General features: G+C 62.5%; 17 protein-coding genes. 11 read left to right on the forward strand and 6 right to left on the reverse strand.

What is annotated here, in order from left to right; translation table 11 throughout:
• Positions 1–105 precede the first annotated feature (105 nt).
• Positions 106–3,252 carry a bifunctional proline dehydrogenase/L-glutamate gamma-semialdehyde dehydrogenase PutA gene (putA, locus tag X907_RS02420; protein WP_127565468.1) on the reverse strand — a complete coding sequence of 1,049 codons (3,147 nt, stop codon included), beginning with the start codon at positions 3,250–3,252 and terminating at the stop codon, positions 106–108.
• Between the two features lie 189 nt (positions 3,253–3,441).
• On the opposite strand from putA, the gene X907_RS02425 reads away from it, so the two are divergent.
• Complete coding sequence (locus X907_RS02425; protein WP_127569262.1) at positions 3,442–4,518, forward strand: glycosyltransferase family 4 protein; 1,077 nt, start codon at positions 3,442–3,444, stop codon at positions 4,516–4,518.
• Between the two features lie 121 nt (positions 4,519–4,639).
• Here X907_RS02425 and ribD read toward each other — a convergent pair whose 3' ends face one another.
• A complete protein-coding gene (gene ribD / locus X907_RS02430; protein ID WP_233352491.1) occupies positions 4,640–5,227 on the reverse strand; it encodes a bifunctional diaminohydroxyphosphoribosylaminopyrimidine deaminase/5-amino-6-(5-phosphoribosylamino)uracil reductase RibD in 588 nt (195 codons plus the stop codon).
• Complete coding sequence (gpmA, locus tag X907_RS02435; protein WP_127565469.1) at positions 5,212–5,937, reverse strand: 2,3-diphosphoglycerate-dependent phosphoglycerate mutase; 726 nt, start codon at positions 5,935–5,937, stop codon at positions 5,212–5,214. Before gpmA ends, ribD begins: the two co-directional genes overlap by 16 nt.
• A gap of 258 nt (positions 5,938–6,195) precedes the next feature.
• Between gpmA and X907_RS02440 the strand changes: the two genes are divergently transcribed.
• The 6 genes from X907_RS02440 to X907_RS02465 all read left to right on the forward strand — a co-directional run bounded on the left by X907_RS02440 (position 6,196) and on the right by X907_RS02465 (position 12,426).
• On the forward strand, positions 6,196–6,423 hold the full coding sequence (locus X907_RS02440; RefSeq protein WP_127565470.1) for a hypothetical protein: 228 nt from the start codon (positions 6,196–6,198) through the stop codon (positions 6,421–6,423).
• Between the two features lie 114 nt (positions 6,424–6,537).
• Entirely contained in the window at positions 6,538–7,536 is a 999-nt protein-coding gene (locus X907_RS02445; RefSeq protein ID WP_127565471.1) for a KpsF/GutQ family sugar-phosphate isomerase, read from the forward strand.
• Between the two features lie 50 nt (positions 7,537–7,586).
• Positions 7,587–9,113 carry a phosphomannomutase/phosphoglucomutase gene (locus tag X907_RS02450; protein WP_127565472.1) on the forward strand — a complete coding sequence of 509 codons (1,527 nt, stop codon included), beginning with the start codon at positions 7,587–7,589 and terminating at the stop codon, positions 9,111–9,113.
• A 23-nt stretch (positions 9,114–9,136) separates the two neighbouring features.
• Entirely contained in the window at positions 9,137–10,183 is a 1,047-nt protein-coding gene (gene rfbB, locus X907_RS02455; protein ID WP_127565473.1) for a dTDP-glucose 4,6-dehydratase, read from the forward strand.
• Positions 10,184–10,262: 79 nt separating this feature from the next.
• Entirely contained in the window at positions 10,263–11,144 is an 882-nt protein-coding gene (gene rfbA / locus X907_RS02460) for a glucose-1-phosphate thymidylyltransferase RfbA (RefSeq protein WP_179951438.1), read from the forward strand.
• A gap of 133 nt (positions 11,145–11,277) precedes the next feature.
• Positions 11,278–12,426, forward strand: a complete 1,149-nt coding sequence (locus tag X907_RS02465) for a DegT/DnrJ/EryC1/StrS family aminotransferase (RefSeq protein WP_127565475.1) — start codon at positions 11,278–11,280, stop codon at positions 12,424–12,426.
• Positions 12,427–12,459: 33 nt separating this feature from the next.
• Here X907_RS02465 and X907_RS02470 read toward each other — a convergent pair whose 3' ends face one another.
• On the reverse strand, positions 12,460–14,634 hold the full coding sequence (locus X907_RS02470) for an LPS-assembly protein LptD (protein ID WP_127565476.1): 2,175 nt from the start codon (positions 14,632–14,634) through the stop codon (positions 12,460–12,462).
• A 225-nt stretch (positions 14,635–14,859) separates the two neighbouring features.
• Between X907_RS02470 and glmS the strand changes: the two genes are divergently transcribed.
• Together glmS and galU are read left to right on the forward strand one after the other, a co-directional pair.
• Positions 14,860–16,680 carry a glutamine--fructose-6-phosphate transaminase (isomerizing) gene (glmS, locus tag X907_RS02475; RefSeq protein WP_127565477.1) on the forward strand — a complete coding sequence of 607 codons (1,821 nt, stop codon included), beginning with the start codon at positions 14,860–14,862 and terminating at the stop codon, positions 16,678–16,680.
• Positions 16,681–16,702: 22 nt separating this feature from the next.
• A complete protein-coding gene (gene galU / locus X907_RS02480) occupies positions 16,703–17,581 on the forward strand; it encodes a UTP--glucose-1-phosphate uridylyltransferase GalU (RefSeq protein WP_127565478.1) in 879 nt (292 codons plus the stop codon).
• 137 nt (positions 17,582–17,718) lie between these two features.
• Here galU and X907_RS02485 read toward each other — a convergent pair whose 3' ends face one another.
• Entirely contained in the window at positions 17,719–20,259 is a 2,541-nt protein-coding gene (locus tag X907_RS02485; protein WP_127565479.1) for a S8 family peptidase, read from the reverse strand.
• 58 nt (positions 20,260–20,317) lie between these two features.
• On the reverse strand, positions 20,318–21,160 hold the full coding sequence (locus tag X907_RS02490; protein ID WP_373870265.1) for an AAA family ATPase: 843 nt from the start codon (positions 21,158–21,160) through the stop codon (positions 20,318–20,320).
• Positions 21,161–21,767: 607 nt separating this feature from the next.
• Between X907_RS02490 and X907_RS02495 the strand changes: the two genes are divergently transcribed.
• Together X907_RS02495 and X907_RS02500 are read left to right on the forward strand one after the other, a co-directional pair.
• Positions 21,768–22,571, forward strand: coding sequence for a helix-turn-helix domain-containing protein (locus X907_RS02495; protein WP_127565481.1), 804 nt, complete (start codon positions 21,768–21,770; stop codon positions 22,569–22,571).
• Complete coding sequence (locus X907_RS02500) at positions 22,571–22,906, forward strand: HNH endonuclease signature motif containing protein (RefSeq protein ID WP_127565482.1); 336 nt, start codon at positions 22,571–22,573, stop codon at positions 22,904–22,906. The genes X907_RS02495 and X907_RS02500 overlap by 1 nt, the downstream gene beginning before the upstream one ends.
• The last annotated feature ends 9 nt before the right edge of the window (positions 22,907–22,915 follow it).

The following is a 22,915-nucleotide window of genomic DNA, read 5'->3' on the forward strand; positions in this document are numbered from 1 at the left end:
TTTGGTTAATGAAGCCTTACCACGGACCGCTCCGCATCCGGACTCTTTAACGCTTTCGGGGCTGTAGCCCAGCTGACATTAAATGTGGAAAGTCCGCCAGCAGGTTCAACCCAGATTCAGGAGCTCGGGATCGCCCCCTTGTGCCGCAATGTTGATCGTGACGACGCGCTCTGCTGCAAAGCGGTAGAGATAGTGCGGTCCCCCGGCTTTCGGGCCGGTCCCGGAGAGGCCTTCTCCGCCGAAAGGCTGCACGCCGACGACCGCGCCGGTCATATTGCGGTTCACGTACGTATTGCCCGCCGGAACCGCCTCTCGGACCGAATCAAGGAATCGCTGGAGGCGCGAATGCACACCCAGCGTCAGCCCGTAGCCCTTGCCCGCGAGCTGGGCGGCGAGCTTTGGCAGATCGGCGCGCTTGTAGCGGATTACATGCAGGATCGGTCCGAACACTTCGCGGTCGGCCACGTCCAGCGAGGGCAGCTCCACCAGCAGGGGCGCAAAATAATGCCCTTGCGCTTTCAGTTCATCGCTCAGCGGCGCGCGGTGGAGAATTGTCGCGTCGCGCTCCATGCGTTCCGCGTGGGCGGTCAGCATGGCCAGCGCCTCGTCATCAATGACCGGGCCGACATCGGTCGCCGGATCGGCGGGATCACCCAAGGCGAGCGCATCCATCGCGCCTTTAAGGGCCTCGATCAGCCCGTCAGAGGTCTCTCGCGGCAGGAAGAGGATGCGCAGCGCCGAGCAGCGCTGTCCGGCTGAGCCGAAGGCAGAGAGAATCGCATCGTCCACCACCTGCTCTTTCAGGGCGGAGGTATCGACGAACATGGCGTTGAGCCCGCCCGTTTCCGCGATCAGCGGCAGGATGGCGCCCTCGCGCGATGCCAGCGTGCGGTTGATGATGCGCGCGACTTCCGTCGAGCCAGTGAAGGCAACCCCTGCAAGCAGCGGATGGCCCGTCATCAGCGCGCCCACCTTGCCATCGCCCGGCACCAGTTGCAGCACATCCTTGGGCAGGCCGGCCTTCTGGAAGAGCTTTACGGCCTCGAACGCCACCAGCGGTGTCTGCTCGGCCGGCTTGGCGACGACCGTATTGCCCGCCGCCAGCGCAGCGGCAATCTGGCCGGTGAAGATCGCCAGCGGGAAGTTCCACGGGCTGATACAGGCAAAGACACCCTTGCCCGCCAGCTCCATATGGTTGGTTTCGCCTGCCGGTCCGGGCAGGCGGTCGGCATGGCTGAACTTGGTCTCGGCTTCGGCTGCATAATAGCGCAGGAAGTCCACCGCCTCGCGCACTTCTGCCACGCCGTCATTAAGTGTCTTGCCAGCCTCGCGCGTCAGGATCGCCATGAAGCGGCCGGTCTCGCCCTCCAGCGCATCGGCGAGCTTGCGCAAAATCGCCGCGCGGGCGGCGCCGCCCTGACGGTCCCAGCCATCAAACGCCTTGTGCGCCGCCGTGAAGGCGGCATCGACCATGGCTTCATCGGCCTCGGTGATTTTGCTCACAATCACGGATGAATCCGCAGGGCTCGCCTGTCCGCGCTCCGTCCCGGTCTTCACCTTGCCGGAAATGACCGGGCCGCAGGCATGGGGCATGGCCTTGTCGAAACGGGTCTGTGCCTCTGCCAGCATGTCACGCACATCTTTCTGCGAGAGGTCGGTGCCTGCCGCGTTCTCCCTGTGCGGACCATAAAGCCGGGGCGGGGCCGGAATGAAGGGGTGGCGGTCCATGCTGTCGGCGCCCTCGAACGGACCGCGCGCCACATCGGCAGCCGGAACATCCGGGTCGAGGAAGGAGTGGACGAAGGAGGTGTTGGCGCCATTCTCCAGCAGACGCCGCACCAGATAGGGCAACAGGTCTTCATGGCTGCCGACGGGCGCGTAGACGCGCACCGGGCGCAGCGCGAAGGCGCTGGCGGCGGCCAGATAAAGCGGCTCGCCCATGCCGTGCAGGCGCTGGAACTCATACGCGCCATTGCCCAGCTCGGCGGCGATCTCGCGCACGGCACACAATGAATGCGCGTTATGGGTGGCAAACTGGGGGTAGATCGTGTCCGGCTCGCCCAGCATGGCGCGCGCGCAGGCAAGATAATTGAGATCGGTTGCGGATTTGGTGGTCCAGACCGGGAAGTCCGGCCAGCCATTCATCTGCGAGAATTTCACTTCCGTGTCCCAGTAGGCGCCCTTTACGAGGCGCACCATGAGGCGCCGCCCGCTTTTCCGGCCCAGCTCGGCCAGCTTGCCGATCACCGCATAGGCGCGCTTCTGGTAGGCTTGCAGGGCAAGACCCAGACCGTTCCAGCCAGCCAGTGATGGCTCGTGGGCGAGGCGCTCCAGTATCATCAGCTGCAGGACGAGACGGTCTGATTCCTCGGCATCCAGGCAGAATCCTATGTCAGCCGCCTTTGCCGCCTGCGCCTGTTCGAGCACTTTGGGATAAAGCTCGCGCCAGAGCGCTTCCAGCTTGAAGATATTATAGCGCGGATGCAGGGCGGAGAGCTTGACGGATACTCCATCGACCGTTTCCACCGGCCCTTGCTGGCGCGCCTTGGCGACGGCGGCAATCGCGTCCAGATAGCGGGTGTGATAGCGCGCCGCGTCCGTGTGTGTGCGCGCGCCTTCGCCCAGCATGTCAAAGGAGAAGAGCGGGAAATGCCCCTCAGGCACTTTCCAGGCATGACCGCGCTTGATCGCGCCGCCAATCGTACGCCCCAGCACGAACTGCTCGCCCAGAATGCGCATGGCCTGACGCGTGGCGGTGCGGATGACCGGCTCGCCGACGCGGCCCGCGATATTGCGGAAATAGGCGCCGGGATCCTTTCGCGCCGCCGGATCCAGATCCATCAGCGAGCCCGACAGCATCAGGCCCAGCGTGGACGCATTGACCAGCCAGTTCTCCGACTTCCAGGCGTGCTCGCCCCAGGCGCCTGACCCGATCTTCTCGGCGATCAGCGCATCGGCGGTCTTCGCATCCGGCACGCGAAGCAGCGCTTCGGCCAGACACATCAGGGCAAGGCCTTCCTTGTTGGACAGGCCAAACTCCTGAAGGAAGGATTCCATCAGCCCGGTGCGGGTTTTGGCAGCGCGGGCCCGCTCGACCAGATCAATCGCCGCTGCCGAAACGCGCGCGCGCGCAGCTGTGTCCAGCCCGGCCTTGGCGTTCAGCGCCCGCACCGCCTCGCTTTCAGGTGCGAATTTCAGGGCGTCAATGGCGTCCCAGTCGATACCGGAGGCGGGAGAAGATGCACCGTTCATTGTCGATCCGTGTTCCAGGCCAGAGCTGGGCCGACATTGCCCACAACGCGAACGGGCAGGCAAGGCCACAGCACCGTTACCCTTCGCTTGGGCGGAAAAACACGTTATGAGCACCGGCCCGGCATCCTGCCGGTAGCCCGAACAGGCTTGCGGCATTCGAGAAGAGGCTGGGACATGGACAACACGCCGCTGCGCATACTGCTGGTGACAGACGCCTGGGAGCCGCAGGTCAATGGCGTGGTGCGTACCCTGTCGCGCACGGTCGATGAATGCCGCGCCATGGGCCATGAGGTGGAGGTCATCCATCCGGGCCTTGGCTTCAAGACCATCCCCCTGCCGACCTATCCCGACATCAAGCTGGCGCTGGGCGCGCGTGAGGACCTGGAAGCGCGTTTCCGCGCCTTCGAGCCGGAAGCGATCCATATCTCCACCGAAGGCACGCTGGGCCATGTTGCCCGGCGCATCTGCCTGTCATGGAAGCTGCCCTTCACGACCAGCTACCACACCCAGTTTCCCGAATATGTGCATGCGCGCTTCCCCTTTATTCCGCTGGCGGCGGGCTATGCCTTCATGCGCCGCTTCCACAATGCGGGTAACGGCATCATGGTCGCCACCGAGACGATGCGGGCCGGGCTCGTCAAGCGCGGCTTCAACAATCTCGTCCCGTGGTCTCGCGGGGTGGACACAGACCAGTTCCGCCCGGACCTGCGCGGCATTGATGGCGGGGTCTATAAGGACCTGCCAAAGCCCGTCTTTGCCTATGTCGGCCGGGTCGCGGTGGAAAAGAATATCGAGGCTTTCCTCAAGCTCGACCTGCCCGGCTCCAAGGTTGTCGTCGGGCCGGGCCCGCAGCTCGAAGAACTCAAACGCAAATACAAGGACGTCCACTTCACCGGCGGCAAGTCGGGCGAGGAGCTGGCCCGCCATTTTGCGGACGCCGATGTGTTCGTCTTCCCCAGCTTCACCGACACGTTCGGGCTGGTAATCCTCGAAGCGATGGCTTGCGGCACGCCGGTGGCGGCGTTTGTTGCGCCGGGTCCGCGCGACATCATCCCCGGCTCCAATGCCGGTGTGGTGTCAGACGATCTGCGCGAAGCCTGCCTGCAGGCGCTGGAGCTGAACCGCGAGGATGCGCGCGCCTTCGCCGAGCAGAACTCCTGGCGCGCCTGTACCGAGCAGTTCGTCGCCAATCTCAAACCCCAGCCCCGCCCGGAGCGCAAACGCTTCTGGAAGCGGTTGCGGCGCCTGCGGCGGAACAAGGGTTAGCGTTACCGCGCTGAACCCCCGGACGCGAAGCGATCCGGGGCCTCTCTCAGGACTATCCGGCAGCAGGTCCCGGCTCTCGCAAGCTCGGCCGGGATTTCAGATTTTGCCGGACGCAATATCGCTAACGCGCCACCCTCACCCGCGTCATCCCTTCGCGGCCAAGGCGCTGGATCGCCTGATCCACGCTTTCATCCGGCCCCGGCACCAGATCGGCATCGAAGATATTGGCCCGGCGGTCCTGCAATACTAGCGGCAGGCCGGTGCGCACGCGGGTGAAAAAGCCGGCATTGAGCGTATCGCCTGCCTCCTGCCGGACGCCTTCGATCACTTGAATGCCTGCCTCGCGCAGCATGGCCACGCCGCGTCCCGATACGCGCGGATCAGGATCACCCGACGCGATGAGCACGCGCGCCACGCCTGCCCGGATGAGCGCGTCTGCGCAGGGCGGCGTCTGGCCATAGTGGGAGCAGGGCTCCAGCGTGACATAGACATCGGCGCCGCGCGCGGCCTCTCCCGCACTCTCCAGCGCCTGCGCCTCGGCATGCGGGCGTCCGCCCGGCGCGGTGACGGCAATGGCGATCACCTGGCCATTTTTTGCGATGACGCAGCCGACAGAAGGGTTGGGCGCGGTGCTTCCCAGCCCGGAAAAGGCCAGCGCCAGCGCCGCGTCCATGAAGCGCAGATCGGAAGGGGTCAGCCCTTCGGGCATGGGGGCAGGGCCTCGGCGCGGTCTTCATCGAGATAGTGCGCCTCGACGGGGCGCAGCCCATCCAGCTCGATCAGCAGCGGATTGCCGGTTGGCACCTCCACTTTCAGGATGTCGTCATTGCTGACCTGGAAGAGGATTTTGACCAGCGCGCGCAGCGAATTGCCATGGGCTGAAATGAGCACGCTCTCGCCGCCATTGAGGCGCGGCGCCACCAGCGCACGGAAACACTCATCAACGCGGGAAAGCGTATCTTTCAGGCTTTCGGTGCCGGGCAGGGCAGCCGGGTCGAGATGGGCATAGCGCTCATCGTGCGAGGGATGGCGCGGATCGGACGGATCCAGCGGCGGCGGCGGAATGTCGAAGGAGCGCCGCCAGACCAGCACCTGGTCCTCGCCATGGGCGGCCACGGTCTCGGCCTTGTTCAGCCCGGTCAGCGCCCCGTAATGGCGCTCATTGAGCCGCCAGTCCGGCATCATCGGGATCCACAGCCGGTCCAGCGTATCAAGCCCCAGCTGGGCGGTACGGATGGCGCGGCGCATATAGCTGGTAAAGGCGATGTCGGGGGCGAAGCCCGCCTCTTTCATCAGCGTGCCGCCCCGGCGGGCCTCGGCTTCGCCGCGTTCCGTCAGGTCCACATCCACCCAGCCGGTAAAGCGGTTTTCCAGATTCCACTGGCTCTGGCCGTGGCGGGTGAGGACTAGGCGGGGCATCGCGAACTCCAGCATGCAGACGGTTCCGTATCGGAACCGGGCAATAGCGCGCGCAGCCCCGTTTTACCACTCCCGTAGCGCCGCATCGGCAAAAAAGACACACATCGCGCCCAAACCGGGCGGGTCTTTCCGGCGCGCTCTTTGCATCACCGGGGGGCAGGGGCAGAGTGTCCGGCTAGAAGGAGGCCATCATCGTAAGATGGCGGTTTGTAGGAGGCGCTGGCGAACGGCGTCCGGCAGAGTGCAAGGGGTGTTGGGATGATCCGGCAGGTTGTTACCCCCGCAAACGGGGATGAGGCCGCGCTGCTCGACCGGCTGGTGGCCATCTTCACCGAGGAGCTGGCGGCGCGAACCTCCGAATGCATGTTCTACATGACAGAACCGGGCGGCCAGGCCAGCGCACGCATCATCGAGACAGAGACCCAGGAAACGCTGGACCGTTTCCTCTCCTTCGTCGCCACCCAGATCGGCAATCACGCCTTCTGAACTGGCCAGCACGAAACAGCGCTGCTAAAGCCTCAAGCCAAGTGAAACCCCTCGGCCCGGCGTCTTTGCACCCGGTGCAGGCCGTGGGCTGTGATTGAGGTCGACCCCTTTTCCATGTCTGAACCTGAAAGCCTGAACCGCCCCTCTGCCCGGATAGACACGGCGCGTATCCTTGATGCCATGCGCCGGACCGCGCGTATCGAGCGCGAGGGGCTGGCCGCCCTGGAAGATGCCTTCGATGAGCGCGCTGTTGGCGTGGTCAGCCTGCTGGCCACGCTGAAAGGCCGGCTCATCTGTGCAGGTGTCGGCAAGTCGGGCCATGTCGCGCGCAAGATCGCTGCAACCCTCGCCTCTACCGGCACGCCGGCCCAATATGTCCACCCGGCCGAGGCCAGCCATGGTGATCTGGGCATGATCACGTCCAGCGATGCGGTGCTGGCCCTGTCCAAATCCGGCGAGACACGCGAGCTGGGCGATCTGAGCGCCTATTGCCGCCGCTTCGGCGTGCCGCTGATTGCACTCACGGCGGGCAAGGACAGCACGCTGGCCAAGGCGAGCGATCATCTCCTGCTCATTCCTGATGCGCCCGAAGCCGCCGCGGAGACGCGCGCGCCGACCACCTCCACCACGCTGATGATGGCCTATGGCGATGCGCTCGCCGTGGCGCTGATCGAGGCGCGTGGCTTTACGGCGGCTGATTTTGCCACCTTCCATCCCGGCGGCACGCTGGGCGCAGCCTTCCTCAAGGCAGGTGATCTGATGCATGATGACATGCCGCTGGCCGAAGAAGGCACGCTGATGGCCGACGCGCTGATCGTGATGAGCGCCAAGGGGTTTGGCTGTGTCGGCATTACGCGCGGCGGCAAGCTGACCGGCATCATTACCGACGGTGACTTACGCCGCCATATGAGCCCGGACCTCACTGCTTCGCCGGTCGAGACGATCATGACGGCCAATCCCAAAAGCGTCCGGCCCGGCGATCTTGCTGCCGATGCGCTGCGCCTGATGACGGCGGGAACGCACAAAATCCTGTCCGTGTTTGTCTGTGATGAAACCGGCAAGCCGCTCGGCCTGTTGCACATTCATGATCTATTGCGTGCCGGTCTCAGCTAGGTTGATACGCGCTCACTCCGGACCGGACCTGACCCCCCAAAGAGGCACACATGACCGATAGCCAGCGCCCCGCCGCCGACATCCCGCCCAATAGCTGGGAGTTTGAAACCCGCCCGCTCATCAAGCCGACCGGGTTTCGCGAATACGATGCGCGCTGGTGGTTCGGTCATCCGGGGTCTGACAAGGCACCGGAGCTCAATCTTTACGGTGTGCAGGCGCTGGGACTGGGACTTGGCACGCTGATGCACGAGCTGGGCGTCGCGCCGCATATCGTGACGGGCCATGATTTCCGCAGCTATTCGCTTTCGGTGAAACAGGCGCTGGAAGTGGGCCTGATGCAGGCCGGTGTGACGGTGCATGATATTGGCCTGGCGCTGTCGCCCATGGCCTATTTTGCGCAGTTCGATCTGGATATTCCCGCCGTTGCCATGGTCACGGCCAGCCACAACTCCAATGGCTGGACCGGCGTGAAGATGGGCGTGGAACGTCCGCTGACCTTCGGGCCGGACGAGATGAGCCGGCTGAAAACCATCGTTCTTGAGGGGCTAGGCAAGGCGCGCGCTGGCGGCGGTTATGTGCGCGCCGATGGCGTACGCGAGCGCTATATCGCCGATCTGGTGGGCGGGTTCAAAGCAAAGCGAAAGCTGAAAGTGGTCGCCGCCTGCGGCAATGGCACGGCTGGCGCGTTTGCCCCGCAGGCGCTCGAAGCCATGGGCGTGGAGGTGGTCGCGCTGAACTGCGATCTCGATCACACCTTCCCGAACTACAACCCGAACCCTGAAGACATGAAGATGCTGCACGCGCTGGCCGAGGCGGTGCGCGAGCACAAGGCCGATGTCGGCCTTGCCTTCGATGGTGACGGGGACCGGTGCGGCGTGGTCGATAATGAGGGCGAGGAGATTTTCGCCGACAAGGTTGGCCTGATGCTGGCGCGTGATCTCTCCGCTGAGCACAAGGGCGCCACTTTCGTGGTCGATGTGAAATCGACCGGGCTTTACGCCACCGATCCGGTGCTGAAAGCCAATGGCGCGAAGACCGATTACTTCAAGACCGGCCATTCCTATATCAAGCGCCGCTCCCACAAGCTGGGCGCGCTGGCGGGCTTTGAGAAGTCCGGCCATTTCTTCCTGCAGCCGCCCGTCGGCAAGGGCTATGATTGCGGGCTGACGGCGGCGCGCTGCGTCATCGCCATGCTGGACAATAATCCGGATAGCTCGATGGCCGATCTCAAGCGCGCTCTTCCCGTCAGCTATGGCTCGCCCACCATGTCGCCCGCCTGCGCGGACGAGGTGAAATACGACGTGGTGGAACGGATCATCGCCAGCTTTGAAGACAAGAAGGCGAAGCGTGAAAAGGTCGCGGGCCGCGCAATCGTGGACGTGAACACGGTCAATGGCGTGCGCTTCACCTTTGCCGATGGGGCCTGGGGGCTGATCCGGGCCTCCTCCAACACGCCCAACCTGGTCGTGGTGGTGGAAAGCCTCGCCTCCAAAGAAGATGTCAGCGCGATCTTCGCCGCGATCAAGCAGGAGCTGGCGAAATATCCTGAAGTCGGCGCGTTCGATCAGGAAATCTGAACGCGGGGGAGCCGGGCAGGGCGATGACAATACTGGTCACAGGCGGGGCGGGATTTATCGGCTCGGCGGTTGTCCGCCTGGCGGTGTCGCGCGGCCTGTCCGTGGTCAATCTCGATGCGCTGACCTATGCGGCCTCGCTGGAGAATGTGGCGTCTGTGGCCACCTCCCCGCTCTACGCCTTCGAGCACGCAGACATACGCGACCGGGCTGCATTGGAGCGGATTTTTAACGCCCACCAGCCCGATGCCGTCATGCATCTGGCGGCTGAAAGCCATGTCGACCGCTCCATTGATGGCCCGGCTGACTTCATCGAGACCAATATCAACGGCACGTTCAACCTGCTCGAAGCGGCGCGCAAATACTGGGCGGGCAAGGGCAGGCCGGAAGCTTTCCGCGTCCACCACATCTCCACTGACGAGGTGTATGGCTCCCTGCCCGCCGATCCGTCAGTGAAGTTTACCGAAGAGACGCGCTACGATCCGCGCTCGCCCTATTCAGCCTCCAAGGCGGCGGCCGACCATCTGGTGCGCGCCTGGCATGAGACCTATGGCCTGCCGGTTGTGCTGACCAACTGCTCGAACAATTACGGGCCCTATCATTTTCCCGAAAAACTGATCCCGCTGATGATCATCAAGGCGCTCGCGGGCGAGACCTTGCCGGTCTATGGCGATGGCTCCAATGTGCGCGACTGGCTCTATGTCGAAGACCATGCCGACGCGCTGCTGACCGTGCTGCAGGCGGGCGCTGTGGGCCGCGCCTACAATATCGGGGGCAATAGCGAGCGCACCAATCTGGAGCTGGTGACGGCCCTGTGCGCGGTGCTGGATGAGCTGCGTCCTTCAACGCAGCCCTATGCCAGCCTTATCCGCTTTGTCGAGGACCGGCCCGGCCATGATGCCCGCTACGCGATTGATGCCAGCCGCATAGCCGGCGAGCTGGGCTGGCGCCCCTCTGTGACGCTTGAAGAGGGTCTGCGCCGCACGGTGCAATGGTATCTGGACAATGAGCGCTGGTGGCGGCCTCTGCTGGCGCGCAAGGGCGCAGGCGACAGGCTCGGCACGAAGGTCTGACCCGCGCGGCGCGCATTGACGTCCGGCAGCACGCGCCGGATACAGGGGGCCGGATGGATCGCACTGCGGGAAAATGGCCGTGACAGCACGCAAGGGTATCATTCTGGCAGGCGGGTCGGGCTCGCGGCTTTATCCGGTCACGGCTGTGGTCTCAAAACAGCTCCTGCCGATCTACGACAAGCCGATGATCTATTATCCGCTGTCGGTGCTGATGATGACGGGCGTGCGCGAGATCGCCATCATCACCACGCCGCACGATCAGGCTCTGTTTCAGGCGCTGCTGGGTGATGGCAGTCAGTGGGGCATATCGCTGAGCTATATCGCCCAGCCATCGCCTGACGGGCTGGCACAGGCCTATCTGCTGGCGGAGGATTTTCTGGCCGGTGCGCCATCGGTGATGGTGCTGGGCGACAATATCTTCTTTGGCCAGGGCCTGCGCGAGATGCTGCGTTCGGCGGATGCGCGTCCATCAGGCGGGACGGTGTTCGGATACGAGGTTGCCGACCCTCAACGCTATGGCGTTCTGGCTTTCGATGATGAGGGCCGTGCAACGCACATCGTCGAAAAGCCTGAAACGCCGCCTTCCGAGTTTGCCGTTACCGGGCTCTACTTCCTCGACGGAAACGCCCCGGCGCGCGCCCGCAAGGTCACGCCGTCCGGGCGCGGCGAGCTGGAGATTACCTGCCTGTTGCAGATGTATCTCGATGCAGGCGAGCTGGAGGTGGAAACCATGGGCGCAGGCTATGCGTGGCTGGATACCGGCACGCCCGACAGCTTGCTGGAAGCAGCCGATTTCGTCTCTACGCTGGAACGCCGGCAAGGCTCCAAGATTGCCTGCCCGGAAGAGATCGCATTTCGGCAGGGCTTTATCGCCCGCGAGGATTTGCGCGCGCTCGCCGATGCGATGGGTGGCGGCGCCTATGCGCTATACCTTCGACGGCTCGCTGACAGGGTGAAGTGAGCCTGGCCAGCCCGTGAGGGCTTGCCCGCAGACATCGAAACAGATTGTGATTCCCTCCTCGCGCAGGCCTGCATCATGGTCGCGCCAATCAGAACACCGCCCGATGGCGGCAATCGATCTACAGGACCCAGTCATGCAATTCATTGATCTTCAAGCCCAATACGCCCGTATCGCGGAGAGGGTGGACGCCCGGATCCTGTCGGCCGTGCGCAGCGGGCGGTTTATTCTGGGCCCGGAAGTTCAGGAGCTTGAGGCTGCGCTGGCCCGGTTCAGTGGTTCATCGCGCGCGCTGGGCTGTGCCAATGGCACCGATGCGCTGGTCCTGCCGCTGATGGCGTGGGGGCTGCGCCCCGGTGACGCGGTATTCTGTCCGTCCTTCACCTTTACCGCCACGGCGGAAGTGGTGCCCTGGCTTGGGGCCTCGCCGGTCTTCGTCGATATTGACCCGGCGACCTATAATATGGACCCGGCCCATCTTGAGGCCTCCATCGAGATGGTGAAGGCAAAAGGCGAGCTGAACCCGCGCGCCGTGATTGCAGTCGACCTGTTCGGCCAGCCCGCCAACTATCCGCAGATTGCCGAGATTGCGCAGCGCCATGGCCTGAAACTGATCGCGGACAGCGCGCAGGGCTTTGGCTGCACGCTGGACGGCAAGCATCCCTCCCACTGGAGCGATGTGACGACCACCTCCTTCTTCCCGGCCAAGCCGCTGGGCTGCTATGGCGATGGCGGGGCGGTGCTGACCGATGATGCGGATCTCGCCGAGATCATGGAATCGTTTGCCGTACATGGCAAAGCCATGCCGCGCGACATCGAGAAGCGTGCCTTCGAGCACGATCCCAAATACTTCAATGTCCGCATCGGCATGAATTCGCGCCTGGACACCATCCAGGCGGCGGTGCTGCTGGAAAAGCTGGCGGTATTCCCCGACGAGATCGAGGCGCGTAACCGCATTGCCGGGCGCTACAACACGCATCTGGAAAAGCATGTCGATGCCGTGCCGCAGGTCATCGCAAATGGGGTGTCTGTCTGGGCGCAGTACACGATCGAGCACAGCCGCCGTGACGCGCTGGCGGCCCATCTCAAATCACGCGGCATTCCGACCGCCGTGTACTATCCCATCCCGATCCACCAGCAGGAGCCGTATGCGAAATACCCTGCCGGGCCGGGCGGACTGCCTGTCACGGAAGAGAAGGCAGAAAAGGTGATCTCCCTGCCCATGCATCCCTATCTGGACGAAGCCGCGCAGGACGCGGTCATCACCGCAATCCGCGAGTTCTAGCTGGACACCGGCCCAGTGCGGGCTGGTGGCGGCCTAGCGGTTTCCGATCGAGAACAGCGTCACCTGCAGCATGATTGACCGGCTGGGGCCAAGATTGCCGATGTCGTAATTGGTCTGGTCGTAAATGATCCGCAGATCGGTGCATTCATCGCGATAGATCAGGCTGACATCCTGTTTGCGCGTGACCCCGCGCTCCAGATCGCGCACGGCAGAATAGGCCAGAAACCAGTTATCGGTGACGCGGAAATTACCGCCGAGATTGATCGATTCACGCACCCGCGTGGTGACGGCAGCATCGTCGACAAGCGAGTAGGTGATGTCGCCCCGGACGCGCCAGATCGACACACGCGAGAAGGCATCGATCCGGTTGGCCTGGGTGGTGTCGCCGTCAAAGCGCCCCCTCACACCCAGCTCGAACTGATTGCCGAAATTGACATCGAGCTGGGCCACCCAGTCCGACTGTTCTTCATCAAGGCCAGACCCGGGACCGAAGCTGGCATCGCCATCCAGACGGAAACTGCGGCCGACAAACAGCTCGGTGTCGGGCAGGTAGCGCGTCTTCGACTGGAAGCTGGCTGTCAGGCCGGCATTGAGGTGCGTACCCTCTTCCCAGGCGTCATAGCCATTGGCCCGGTTGCGGGCGAACAGGTTGGAGACATCAAGCTCCAGATTGAGGCTGTCCTCGCCCGGCGCGAGTTCGTCGTCGCCCAGCGCCGTCGATGAGGCCAGCTGGATGCGCGGCGCCAGAATCGTGTCGCCCAGATCGCCCGGACGCAGGAAGGGCCATGACACGTCCACACCGGCATTCGCCATGGTGCGCGTAAACTCGCGCGTTTCCAGCGTCACGCCGCTCGCATTGGTGCGTGTGAAGCGGTAGGCGTCGCCGCGTGCGCCGGCATAGGGAGAAACGCGGATGCCGCCGGGCAGGGTGAAATTGCGCGACCAGTCGATTTCGCCCGTCGCCCGCGCGTAATCATTGCCTACATCGCGCGTCAGATAGATGCCCGATGCCCTGGCATTGGCAAATCCCGCCCAGCCGGGAAGCGGCAGCCGGTATTCGGCCTCCACGATGGGGGCAATGATGGGCAGGGTTTCATCGTCGATATTGTCTGCCAGCGACTGGAAACCCATGACGGTGGCATTGGCAAAATACTGCCGTGTCCGGCCGCGAACATTGATCTCGGTCGGCAGGAGGCGGGCATTGAGCCTTGCAAAATCGGAATCCCGGTCAGCATCGCCTCTCAGCCCGTAGCGCTCCATGTAAAGCGGGTCGGATGTCAGCTGGACATTGAAGCGCCAGACCCAGCCCGGCGCGATATTGAATGCGCCAGACCCGGCAATATGGCCGCGAAGTTCGGAATCGCCGAACCCGCCATCGCGGTCGAACTCCTGCTCATAGGTGGCGCTGCCGCGCACCCGGATCGCACCTGACCAGAAACGCTGGCGGTATTCATAACGGACAACCGGATTGTATTCGGTCATCACCATCGGCGTGACGACCAGATCGCGATGTGGCGACATCACGTGATAATAGGGCTGCTGGTAGACAAAGCCGAGCCGGTTGGAGAGGTCCACCGTCGGAATGAGGAAGCCGGAACGGCGCGGCGCAGACGGGTCCGCATGGGCAAAGACGGGCGAGTAGAAAATCGGCACCCCGAACGCCTCCAGCCGGACGTCGCGGTAATAGATCATCTCTGATTCAGGGTCTTGGACCACCTCGCGGGCGCGGAAACGCCAAGTCGGCGGGCGGCGGCTGTCCTCACAGAGGTCGCAGGCGGTATAGTAAGCCCGGTGGAGGGTCACGCCGCCGTCTGACCGGCGGACGGCGTAGGCCGATGCAGCCCGGCCATTATTGTCCATCAGCATGGCAAAGCCGGTGGCCATCGCCTCCGACCATTCATTGGTCAGCTCGATCTCTTCGGCGGTCTGGGCAGGCATATCCCCGTCATGCAGGCGCACATTGCCGCGCGCGATCACGCGGTCTTCGTCGGTGCGGTATTCCACTTCGTCGGCGAACAGCATCCGGTCGCCTGACTGGACGCTGACCTCTCCGCGCGCGGTGATGACATTGCCTTCGCGGTTCTGTTCGATCTCGATGGCGTCAAGATAGATCGGGCGCTCGCCTTCCTGCGCGGTGGCAGCGTTTGCGAACATCAGTCCGGTGAGCAGGGCCGCTGCCGCACACATGGTCCTGAACGGCAGTTTCATGCCCTCAATGCTCCACAAATGTCCCCTAGCATGAATCTGAACTCCTAACCCATCGGGTCCGGGGCGTCCATGGCCCGTGACGTGCGCAAAACGCCTGGGCGCTCTTCATTTCACAAAACGTCATCAAGCGTGATTGCGCCCTGCCTTGCCTAACGCTGTGCGGCCTGCCACTAAGCAGGCTGAAATCAGGGGCGAAGTGTCTGCGGCAAATCCGGGAGTTGCTGAATGTGCGGCATTGTAGGTGTGGTCGGTCACGGCGAGGCGGAAGGCTTCATTATCGAAGGTCTTCGCAGGCTTGAATATCGTGGCTATGATTCCGCCGGGATAGGCGTGATAGACAAGGGCGGGGCGCTGCATCGCCTGCGCGCCACCGGCAAGGTGCAGGCCCTTGCCGACAAGATTCCCCCCGCACTTGGCGGCAGCACCGCCATCGGCCATACGCGCTGGGCCACCCATGGCGCGGCCAGCGATGACAATGCGCACCCCCACCAGGCCGGCCGCGTACTGGTCGTACACAATGGCATTATCGAGAACTTCAAGACACTGCGCGAGGAACTCGCCGCGCAGGGACGCAGCTTCACCAGCCAGACCGATACCGAAGTGGTGGCCCATCTGATCGATCGCGAAATGCAGGCGGGCAGCGATCCTGTTGCCGCCCTCAAAACGGTATTGCCGCGCCTTGAAGGCGCGTTCGCGCTGGGCGTGATGGTCGAGGGCGAAACCGGCTTCATCATGGGCGCACGCAAGGGCGCGCCGCTGATTGCCGGTCTTGGCGGCACGGAAGGCTATCTGGGATCGGACCCGCTGGCGCTGTCCGGCCATGCCAGCCAGATCATGTTTCTCGACGATGGCGACATGGCGGTGATCCGCCCCGGCGCAATCGAGGTGTTCGACGGACAGGGCGCTGGCGTGACCCGCAAGCTGGTGCCCGCCGAAACCAGCCATGTGCTGGCCGAAAAGGGCAATCACCGACACTTCATGGAAAAGGAAATCCATGAGCAGCCCGAAGTGATCGGCCGCACGGTGTCCCACTACGCCGACGCGTTTGAAAACAGCGTACACGAGATCGCCGGCCTCGATTTCCGCTCTGCCAGCCGCCTCATAATCGTCGGCTGCGGCACGGCGGCCTATGCCGGCGAAATCTCGCGCTACTGGTTCGGCTCGCTCGCGCGTCTGGCCGTCGAGGTCGATATCGCCTCGGAGTTCCGTTATCGCGACCCGGTCTTCCTGCCGGGCGACATCGCGCTGTTCATTTCGCAGTCGGGTGAAACCGCCGACACGCTCGAAGCCATGCGTCTGGCGGCGGCGGCGGGTGTGCAGACGCTGGCGCTGGTCAACACCCCCCATTCGACGATTGCGCGCGAGGCTTCCCTCGTCGTGCCGACGCTGGCAGGCCCCGAAATTGGCGTGGCCTCGACCAAGGCCTTTACCAGCCAGCTTTCCGCGCTGGCGTGCCTGGCCGTGCTGGCCGGGCGCCATCGCGGCCATCTGGACCGCGCGCAGGAGGCCGGCCATGTGGTGAGCCTTCTGGCCTCGCCGGGCCTGATGGTCAAAGCGCTGGAGCGCGAAGGCGAGATCGAGGCGCTGGCCCAGGAAATCGCCAGCCACCCGACCGTGCTCTATCTGGGCCGCAACCAGAATTTCCCGCTGGCCCTTGAGGCCGCGCTGAAGCTGAAGGAAATCAGCTATATCCACGCCGAGGGCTATGCCGCTGGCGAGCTTAAACACGGCCCCATCGCCCTGATCGAGGAAGGCCTGCCGGTCATCGTCATCGCGCCGCACGATGCGCTGTTCGACAAGACGCGCTCCTCCATCCAGCAGGTGGCCAGCCGCGGCGCGCACGTCATTGCGATCACGGACCCGGAAGGCGCACGCGCGCTGGAAGGCGAGGCCGCCAGCATCATCACGCTTCCCAAGGGCAGCCAGCTGACCAATCCGCTCTTGTTCGCCAGTGCGGTGCAGTTGCTCGCCTATCATGTCGCCGTCTACAAGGGGACCGATGTGGACCAGCCGCGAAACCTCGCCAAGTCCGTCACCGTCGAATAAGCCTCCCCACGGAGTATCGAGCATGTCGAAAAAGCCGGTCCGCAAGGCCGTCCTTCCCGTTGCCGGTCTTGGCACGCGCGTCCTTCCCGCCACCAAGGTGATGCCCAAGGAAATGCTGCCCGTCTTTGACCGGCCGGCCATTCACTATGTCGTCGATGAGGCGCGCGCGGCAGGCATCGAACACTTTGTTTTCGTCACCGGGCGCAACAAGGCCTCGATCGAGGATTATTTCGACACCGCCTACGAGCTGGAAATGACGCTGGAGGCCAAGGGCAAGACGAAGCTGCTTGAAGAGCTGCGCGCCGACCTGCCCGCGCCCGGCGCTTGCAGCTTTGTGCGCCAGCAGGCCCCGCTGGGGCTGGGCCATGCGGTCTGGTGCGCGCGCGATATTGTGGGTGATGAGCCCTTTGCCGTCCTTCTGCCCGACATGCTCATGCGGTCGGACGTGCCCTTCCTCGCCGCCATGACCAAGGCGTATGAGACGATTGGCGGCAATATCATCGCGGTTGAGGAAGTGCCGATGAGCAAGGTGAGCTCTTACGGCATTATCGATCCCGGTGAGCGCAAGGGCGAACTGATCGAGATGAAGGGCATGGTGGAAAAGCCTGCCGAGAAGGATGCCCCCTCCAATCTGATGATCTCGGGGCGCTACATCCTGCAGCCGGAAATCTTTGACGCGCTGGAAGAGCAAAAGCCCGGCGCGGGCGGCGAGATCCAGCTGACCGACGCCATGCTGCGGCTGATGGAATCGAGCCCCTTCCACGCCTTGCGTTTTGAGGGTGAGACGCTCGATACCGGGTCCAAGACCGGATACTTACGCGCCGCCGTCACCTACGGCCTTGGCGATCCCGAACATGGCGACGAGGTGCGCCGCATCCTGGAAGCGCTGCTGAAAGGGTAGGGGCGGGCAGAACCGCATGGTGAGCCAGCCATGCTCCGTATCGGCCCTTATTTCTGCAATGGAAACAGGCCTCTAGGAGCGTAAACAATTTACAAATCCTCGCCTAGCACGTGAAGGGTGAGCACCACAGTCAATATTTACGGCGTAACGGAAGACGCGATCTTGGCCGTCACTAAACTGGTGATCTCTGAGTGCATATCAACGGGACAGCCGGGGGCAGAGATGGAAATCACCAGCGCATATCGCCCGCTGTCGTTGAACCGCTTTTGCCCTGGGTGGGTCTTCCACCAACCGGTTACGGGATATACACCGATAGCGTCATGCAACGCGAGGTCAATCGCCCGCCCGCGCCACAGGTCGCAATGCAGAGACCCAGCCTGAACTGCATTCGAGCCGAGGAGCCAGTAGTCGCCTTCCTGTTGCGGACCCGGCGCGTCCCTCTCTTGCTGGCCGGAAACCCGGCGTTTGAACTGGTCCTTTGTGTCGGACCGCTTCTTCATTGCGAAGCGGAGGCCAAAGGAGCGGTAGGTTTCCGGTCGGGTTGCCGCGCGACCGGACAAGTTCGGCTCAACGAAATACGAAAGCGTCACTTTCATAGTGACTACTTCGTTTTCGATCGCTTCGAGCGCAGCCTTGGGCCAAGGTAAATCATAAAAGTGCATCTCGTTGAATACGGTGCCGCCATTCTCACCCTGAACAAAAGGTTGGATTGACGCCTGTGCGATCAACGTCACGTCATTGCTGGCCGAATTTATTGCACGTTGAAGATCGGGTACCCCATAGCCGACTTCTCGTAGGATTGCTTGCTTTTCAGCCTTCGAGCCGGTTTTCCAATGCTGGCCCCTACCGATCAGACGCTTGCGGATTGGCCCGGGCCAGTTTGCGGAATCAACTGCCAATGCCCTCTGTGTCTCTGGCCAAAGCTCAGGCAGTGCGGCTTGCAGCGTGCCAATGAAATGCCCCGCCATTCCCGCCGCTGCGCTTGTGGCCCAGAACGGAACCAGCGGTTCTTCCAAAACGTCAGAACCGGGCGCAAGGAGCGCAACTGAGGGCCCCCAACTACAGTACCCAGAGGGGTCAGCAAGCATATTGCCCGCCTCGAATAGCACTTCGGGCTTGATCGGGGTGAGGTCTGAAGATAGCCCCTGCGACCCTAAGCTAAATGGACTGCGGTGGTTAGCAGGCACCACAGGCTTCAAGTCGGCTGGGGTTTCAGGTGGGGTTTCTTTGCCAGTAAAACCGCCAATCGTAAGCGCGTTCCAGCTTTGCGAAGGGTCTTCGATCGGGTGCGAGAGCTGAACGTCGGCGATGTTCCCACCGCACATGTTGCCTGTTGCGACCACCATTAGGCGTTTAGGTCTTTCTGCCGCTGGAACCCCATCCGCTTGATCACCAGGCATTGCCCCCGAAGTGATCTGATCCAGTGCCCCGCTCCAACTGGATGGCCGCTCTGGCGGAAAATCACACGCGGAATTGGCAAGGCAGAACGCCCGACGCACGTTTGGCCTTTCTGTCTCCACCAGCGCGACGGCGCCCTCAGTCACGACTCCGTAGCTGGGAGGTTTAGTTCTAGGAAAGCCATTTGGCGGCAGTAGCTTCATAGACTCTACGGCATGGGTGAGTTCCACCTGCCGTGCGTCAGCCATTAGAGGTGCAAGATCGCCATAAAGCGCAATCCCGGCAAGCGGAGTGCCGTGCCCGCCGTGGGGATGGTGGTCATCTATGCCCCATGCCGCATCATAGGCCCAAGCGCCGTGCAGGGCGGGTGCAATAAGCGGATGTTGTGCAGCAACACCGGTATCTAGCGCACAAACTGCATTTGCGTCCTTCGGGGGCGGCACAACACGCCCGGCAAGCTCTGCGGCCCAGTCTTGCTGCCCCAAGCCCTTCGCGCCTCGGTCGAGAAATGGTTCAATCGTATCCGTTGCTATCCTGATTTCTGCAACGGCGCCCGGGATCCGCTCGACAAATCCGACAATTCTTTGAGCTGAGGCGTGGACATAAAGTACCGTTGTATCTGGGAAAACGAGTCGGTCTTGATGAACATCTAGCTCGGCTAGCCGTGCTGCCGCCGCGACCCCTTCTGCGATCTTGCCGTCATGGCGAACCCAAAGCTCCCACCAGAGGAGTTCTGGGGACGCGAAATCCAGTTTGCCGACAAATAGGGCATGGGCCTCGGCTGCACGGATGGTTTCCACCCGCTCGAATTTCTCCACGTCTGCCGGGGGCTGATTGCCCCGTGGCTGCCCATAGGAACGAATGCGGCCTTGCAGAAACGTCCGGGCATCGTCCGGCACAAAGAGGAGGGCGCTTTCCGTCCGGTCGTCACGCCGCTCTGATCGCAGCACAACTACATCCCGCGTGGGGAACTCCAATCCCTTAGGCAGCTTCACGGCTTGTGCGCGGCTGCCCTCTGCCGGGGGTATGGTGCCCACTTCGACGATGGCACCAGCCTTCAAGCCTTCCACCGGCAAACGACCATCCTGCCCGGCAATGGGAATGTCCCCCAAGGCTGCCGTCAGTTGGTCGAGAAGTGCCTTTGAATGCGCAGCATAGTCATCTCTGAGCGGCTTGGGTTCAATTTTTCGCCGGGGAAAAGAATAGCCGATCCCGTCCCGAAAAACGTCGAACGAAATATGTACATGTTTGCGCGCGTCGTAATCACCCTGCTCTGCCATCAAACTCCGCCCCGTGACTCAGTAGGTCGACCATTCAAGTCAAGTTATACGGGCAAAGTTAGACTTCGGAACCCCTCCGAAACTTACCTTTCAAAGTCTGCCGATCACGAAGAGCCGCGCGCAACGCGTCAGTCGAAATCTTCACAGCACCGTCGATAATCGCGTCTTTAACCACAGAATCCGCAGCCCGGACCAATTCTCCTGGGCTTAACCCTGCCAACGCGGGTGACAACGCAGTCCACGACCGGGTATTCAGCCTAAACTTGCCTAGCCGCTTCTCAACAATCGCCCGCGCTGCATCGGGTTCAGGCAACACATATTCAACAACCTCGTCGAACCGCCGGGCTAGTGCCTCGTCCAAGATTTCGACATGGTTTGTCGCGGCCAGCACAAGGCTATCCGTGGAGTTCGGCTCCTCCATAAATGAGAGCACCGAGTTTAACACCCGGCGAATTTCGCCTACGTCGTTTGGATCACCCCGGCGCGCGCCGATGGCATCAAACTCGTCGAGAAGATAAACGCCCCTGGTCTGCGCGATCTGATTAAACAGAACGCGCATCTTGGCGGCCGTTTCGCCGAAGTACCGGCTGAACAAAGATTCCAGCCGGACAGTGAACAAAGGCAGCCGTAATTCCCCGGCCAGCGCCAAGGCTGTCATGGTCTTGCCCGTTCCCGGTGGCCCGACAAGAAGCAGATGGGTAGCAGGTTTCTGCCCGAAATCCCGAAGCGTGGCACGCTCATGTTGTTGGCGCACCACGCGGGCCAAGCGATTCCGCACATCGTCCGCCAGAACCATGTTCGCCAAGGTTGTCTTGGGATAGGTGCTTTCGACAAGCCCCTGAAGCTCAGCTCGCGGCCGCGCCATCGGGATCGGGGTTTGCCCGCCTATCGGAGAACCTATGCGGCGCTGGTCACGGGCCTTCTGTACGAGGCGCTTAAGCTTCTCGGCATCATCTGATTTACCGTCACGTGCCTGTTGCGCAGCAATCTGCATCGCGACGGACAGAAATTGATCCTCATCGCCTTCGATGTGAGAATTGAGAAGGGCGAAAATGTGCCGCGTTGTCACTCGTTAGCCTCCTCTCGCTCGAAGGTCATTAAATTGTAATATGACGACATCGTAACCAGTTCCAAGTTTAAGAACGTTTACCCGAACCGGCGATTTTGCGCCATGGAAAAGAAGCCCGTAACTTCGTGCCTCTCCCGCCCGAATTTCAAATTCAAAGACTTATTCGGAGAAAGTAATTGGTGGGCCCGGAGGGGCTGGACCTTCCTATACAGAGCAAGGGGTTAGCGTGTCTAACTAGCTCAAATCCAGCGAAACAACATCAATGCGTTAGCTCTGCAATGGCTAACCATTTCCCCCAGCCTGACAGGCTGGCAAGAAAAACCCCGGCGCGGGATGGAGAGCCGCAGCGCCAGGGTCAAAACGGATGCAGCAACCAAACAGCAATCCTCAATAATCGCTACACCTTTCCGGCCTTCAAGGCAAGCGCAGGGAGGGTGTCATGACGGCCTCGCGCGCTTACAGCCCACCCAAACCTTTCTGGCGGCAAATCAGCGAGCTTCGCGAGGCTATTCGCCGCAGCGACATGAACCCTTCGCACCGCATCGTTGCATTGGAATTGCTGGAGCTGGTCAACGGCAACAAGGGCTTCTCATGGCCATCCGTCGATTGGCTGGCAGAGCAACTTCACCTCTCGCGCAGCACCGTACTGCGCGCCCTCAAGGAGGTCGAAGGCCGGTTCTTTGAGGTGATCCGTGCGCCCATGAAAGGCCGCGCCGCCGTCAACCAGTATCGCCCGATCTTTCACCCGGAACCCGCCGAAAAAACGCGCGCCGATCAGGCAAAATCCCGCGATAAATGGTGTCAAAATGACACCAATACCGGCCATTCTGGCGAGGGAAATAGTGTCACCAGTGACGCGGAAATAGTGTCACCCACGACACCGTATATAGGTAATGAGATATATACACACGCGCGCGAAGGACGTGACACCAAACCCACGCCCAGCGCTAGGCGGAAGCTCCCACCCGATGATGCGCCGCCCGTTGATCAAGCCGCATGGCGAGCCGATTTCAAGGCGAGGTTCGGTGTCGATAAGTTCCGGCAGAAGGCCGCAGGCTGCAAGGTGGCCGGGTCTCGTTTGCTGGCACCCAGCAAGCTAATCGCTATCGAGCTTAACGAGCGCTACCGCCCGTTCTGGCGAGAGCACGGCTTTACCGGCTTCCTGTCCGAGAACGAACCGGACTGGTTTTGCGAGCTGCCCCCTTCAACGTTCGCAAGAGCTACCAGCAAGGTTGCTGCGTGATGGCTGTCTGGCCGTACTCAACTGCGAACTGGCAGAGGCTTCGGCTTCGCAAGCTGTCCGAACAGCCATTGTGCGAGGTCTGCACAAAGCTTGGCAGGATCGTGCCTGCCTCTCACGTGGATCATCGCATTGCCATCGCCAAGGGCGGCGAAGCATTCCCACCACTCGAAGGGCTGGCGGCGCTATGCGCCTCCTGCCACTCGCGCAAGACCAACGCCGAAGATAATCCCCACGCCTTCGGCTTTGGCCCAGCGAAAGGCTGCGACCCAAGCGGCGCTCCGCTGGATGATACCCACCCCTGGGGGGCCTCAAATCACGAAAAGCCTTTGGTTTGAGGACCGGGG

Origin of the sequence: Glycocaulis alkaliphilus (assembly GCF_004000605.1) — a bacterium.
Lineage (GTDB): Bacteria > Pseudomonadota > Alphaproteobacteria > Caulobacterales > Maricaulaceae > Glycocaulis > Glycocaulis alkaliphilus.

Excerpts from the sequence above, each read along its gene's own strand:
- putA (WP_127565468.1), bottom strand. The coding sequence starts at position 3,252 with ATGAACGGTGCATCTTCTCCCGCCTCCGGTATCGACTGGGACGCCATT.
- ribD (WP_233352491.1), bottom strand. The coding sequence starts at position 5,227 with ATGCCCGAAGGGCTGACCCCTTCCGATCTGCGCTTCATGGACGCGGCG.
- gpmA (WP_127565469.1), bottom strand. The coding sequence starts at position 5,937 with ATGCCCCGCCTAGTCCTCACCCGCCACGGCCAGAGCCAGTGGAATCTG.
- X907_RS02440 (WP_127565470.1), top strand. The coding sequence starts at position 6,196 with ATGATCCGGCAGGTTGTTACCCCCGCAAACGGGGATGAGGCCGCGCTG.
- X907_RS02445 (WP_127565471.1), top strand. The coding sequence starts at position 6,538 with ATGTCTGAACCTGAAAGCCTGAACCGCCCCTCTGCCCGGATAGACACG.
- X907_RS02450 (WP_127565472.1), top strand. The coding sequence starts at position 7,587 with ATGACCGATAGCCAGCGCCCCGCCGCCGACATCCCGCCCAATAGCTGG.
- rfbB (WP_127565473.1), top strand. The coding sequence starts at position 9,137 with ATGACAATACTGGTCACAGGCGGGGCGGGATTTATCGGCTCGGCGGTT.
- X907_RS02465 (WP_127565475.1), top strand. The coding sequence starts at position 11,278 with ATGCAATTCATTGATCTTCAAGCCCAATACGCCCGTATCGCGGAGAGG.
- X907_RS02470 (WP_127565476.1), bottom strand. The coding sequence starts at position 14,634 with ATGAAACTGCCGTTCAGGACCATGTGTGCGGCAGCGGCCCTGCTCACC.
- glmS (WP_127565477.1), top strand. The coding sequence starts at position 14,860 with ATGTGCGGCATTGTAGGTGTGGTCGGTCACGGCGAGGCGGAAGGCTTC.
- galU (WP_127565478.1), top strand. The coding sequence starts at position 16,703 with ATGTCGAAAAAGCCGGTCCGCAAGGCCGTCCTTCCCGTTGCCGGTCTT.
- X907_RS02485 (WP_127565479.1), bottom strand. The coding sequence starts at position 20,259 with ATGGCAGAGCAGGGTGATTACGACGCGCGCAAACATGTACATATTTCG.
- X907_RS02495 (WP_127565481.1), top strand. The coding sequence starts at position 21,768 with ATGACGGCCTCGCGCGCTTACAGCCCACCCAAACCTTTCTGGCGGCAA.
- X907_RS02500 (WP_127565482.1), top strand. The coding sequence starts at position 22,571 with ATGGCTGTCTGGCCGTACTCAACTGCGAACTGGCAGAGGCTTCGGCTT.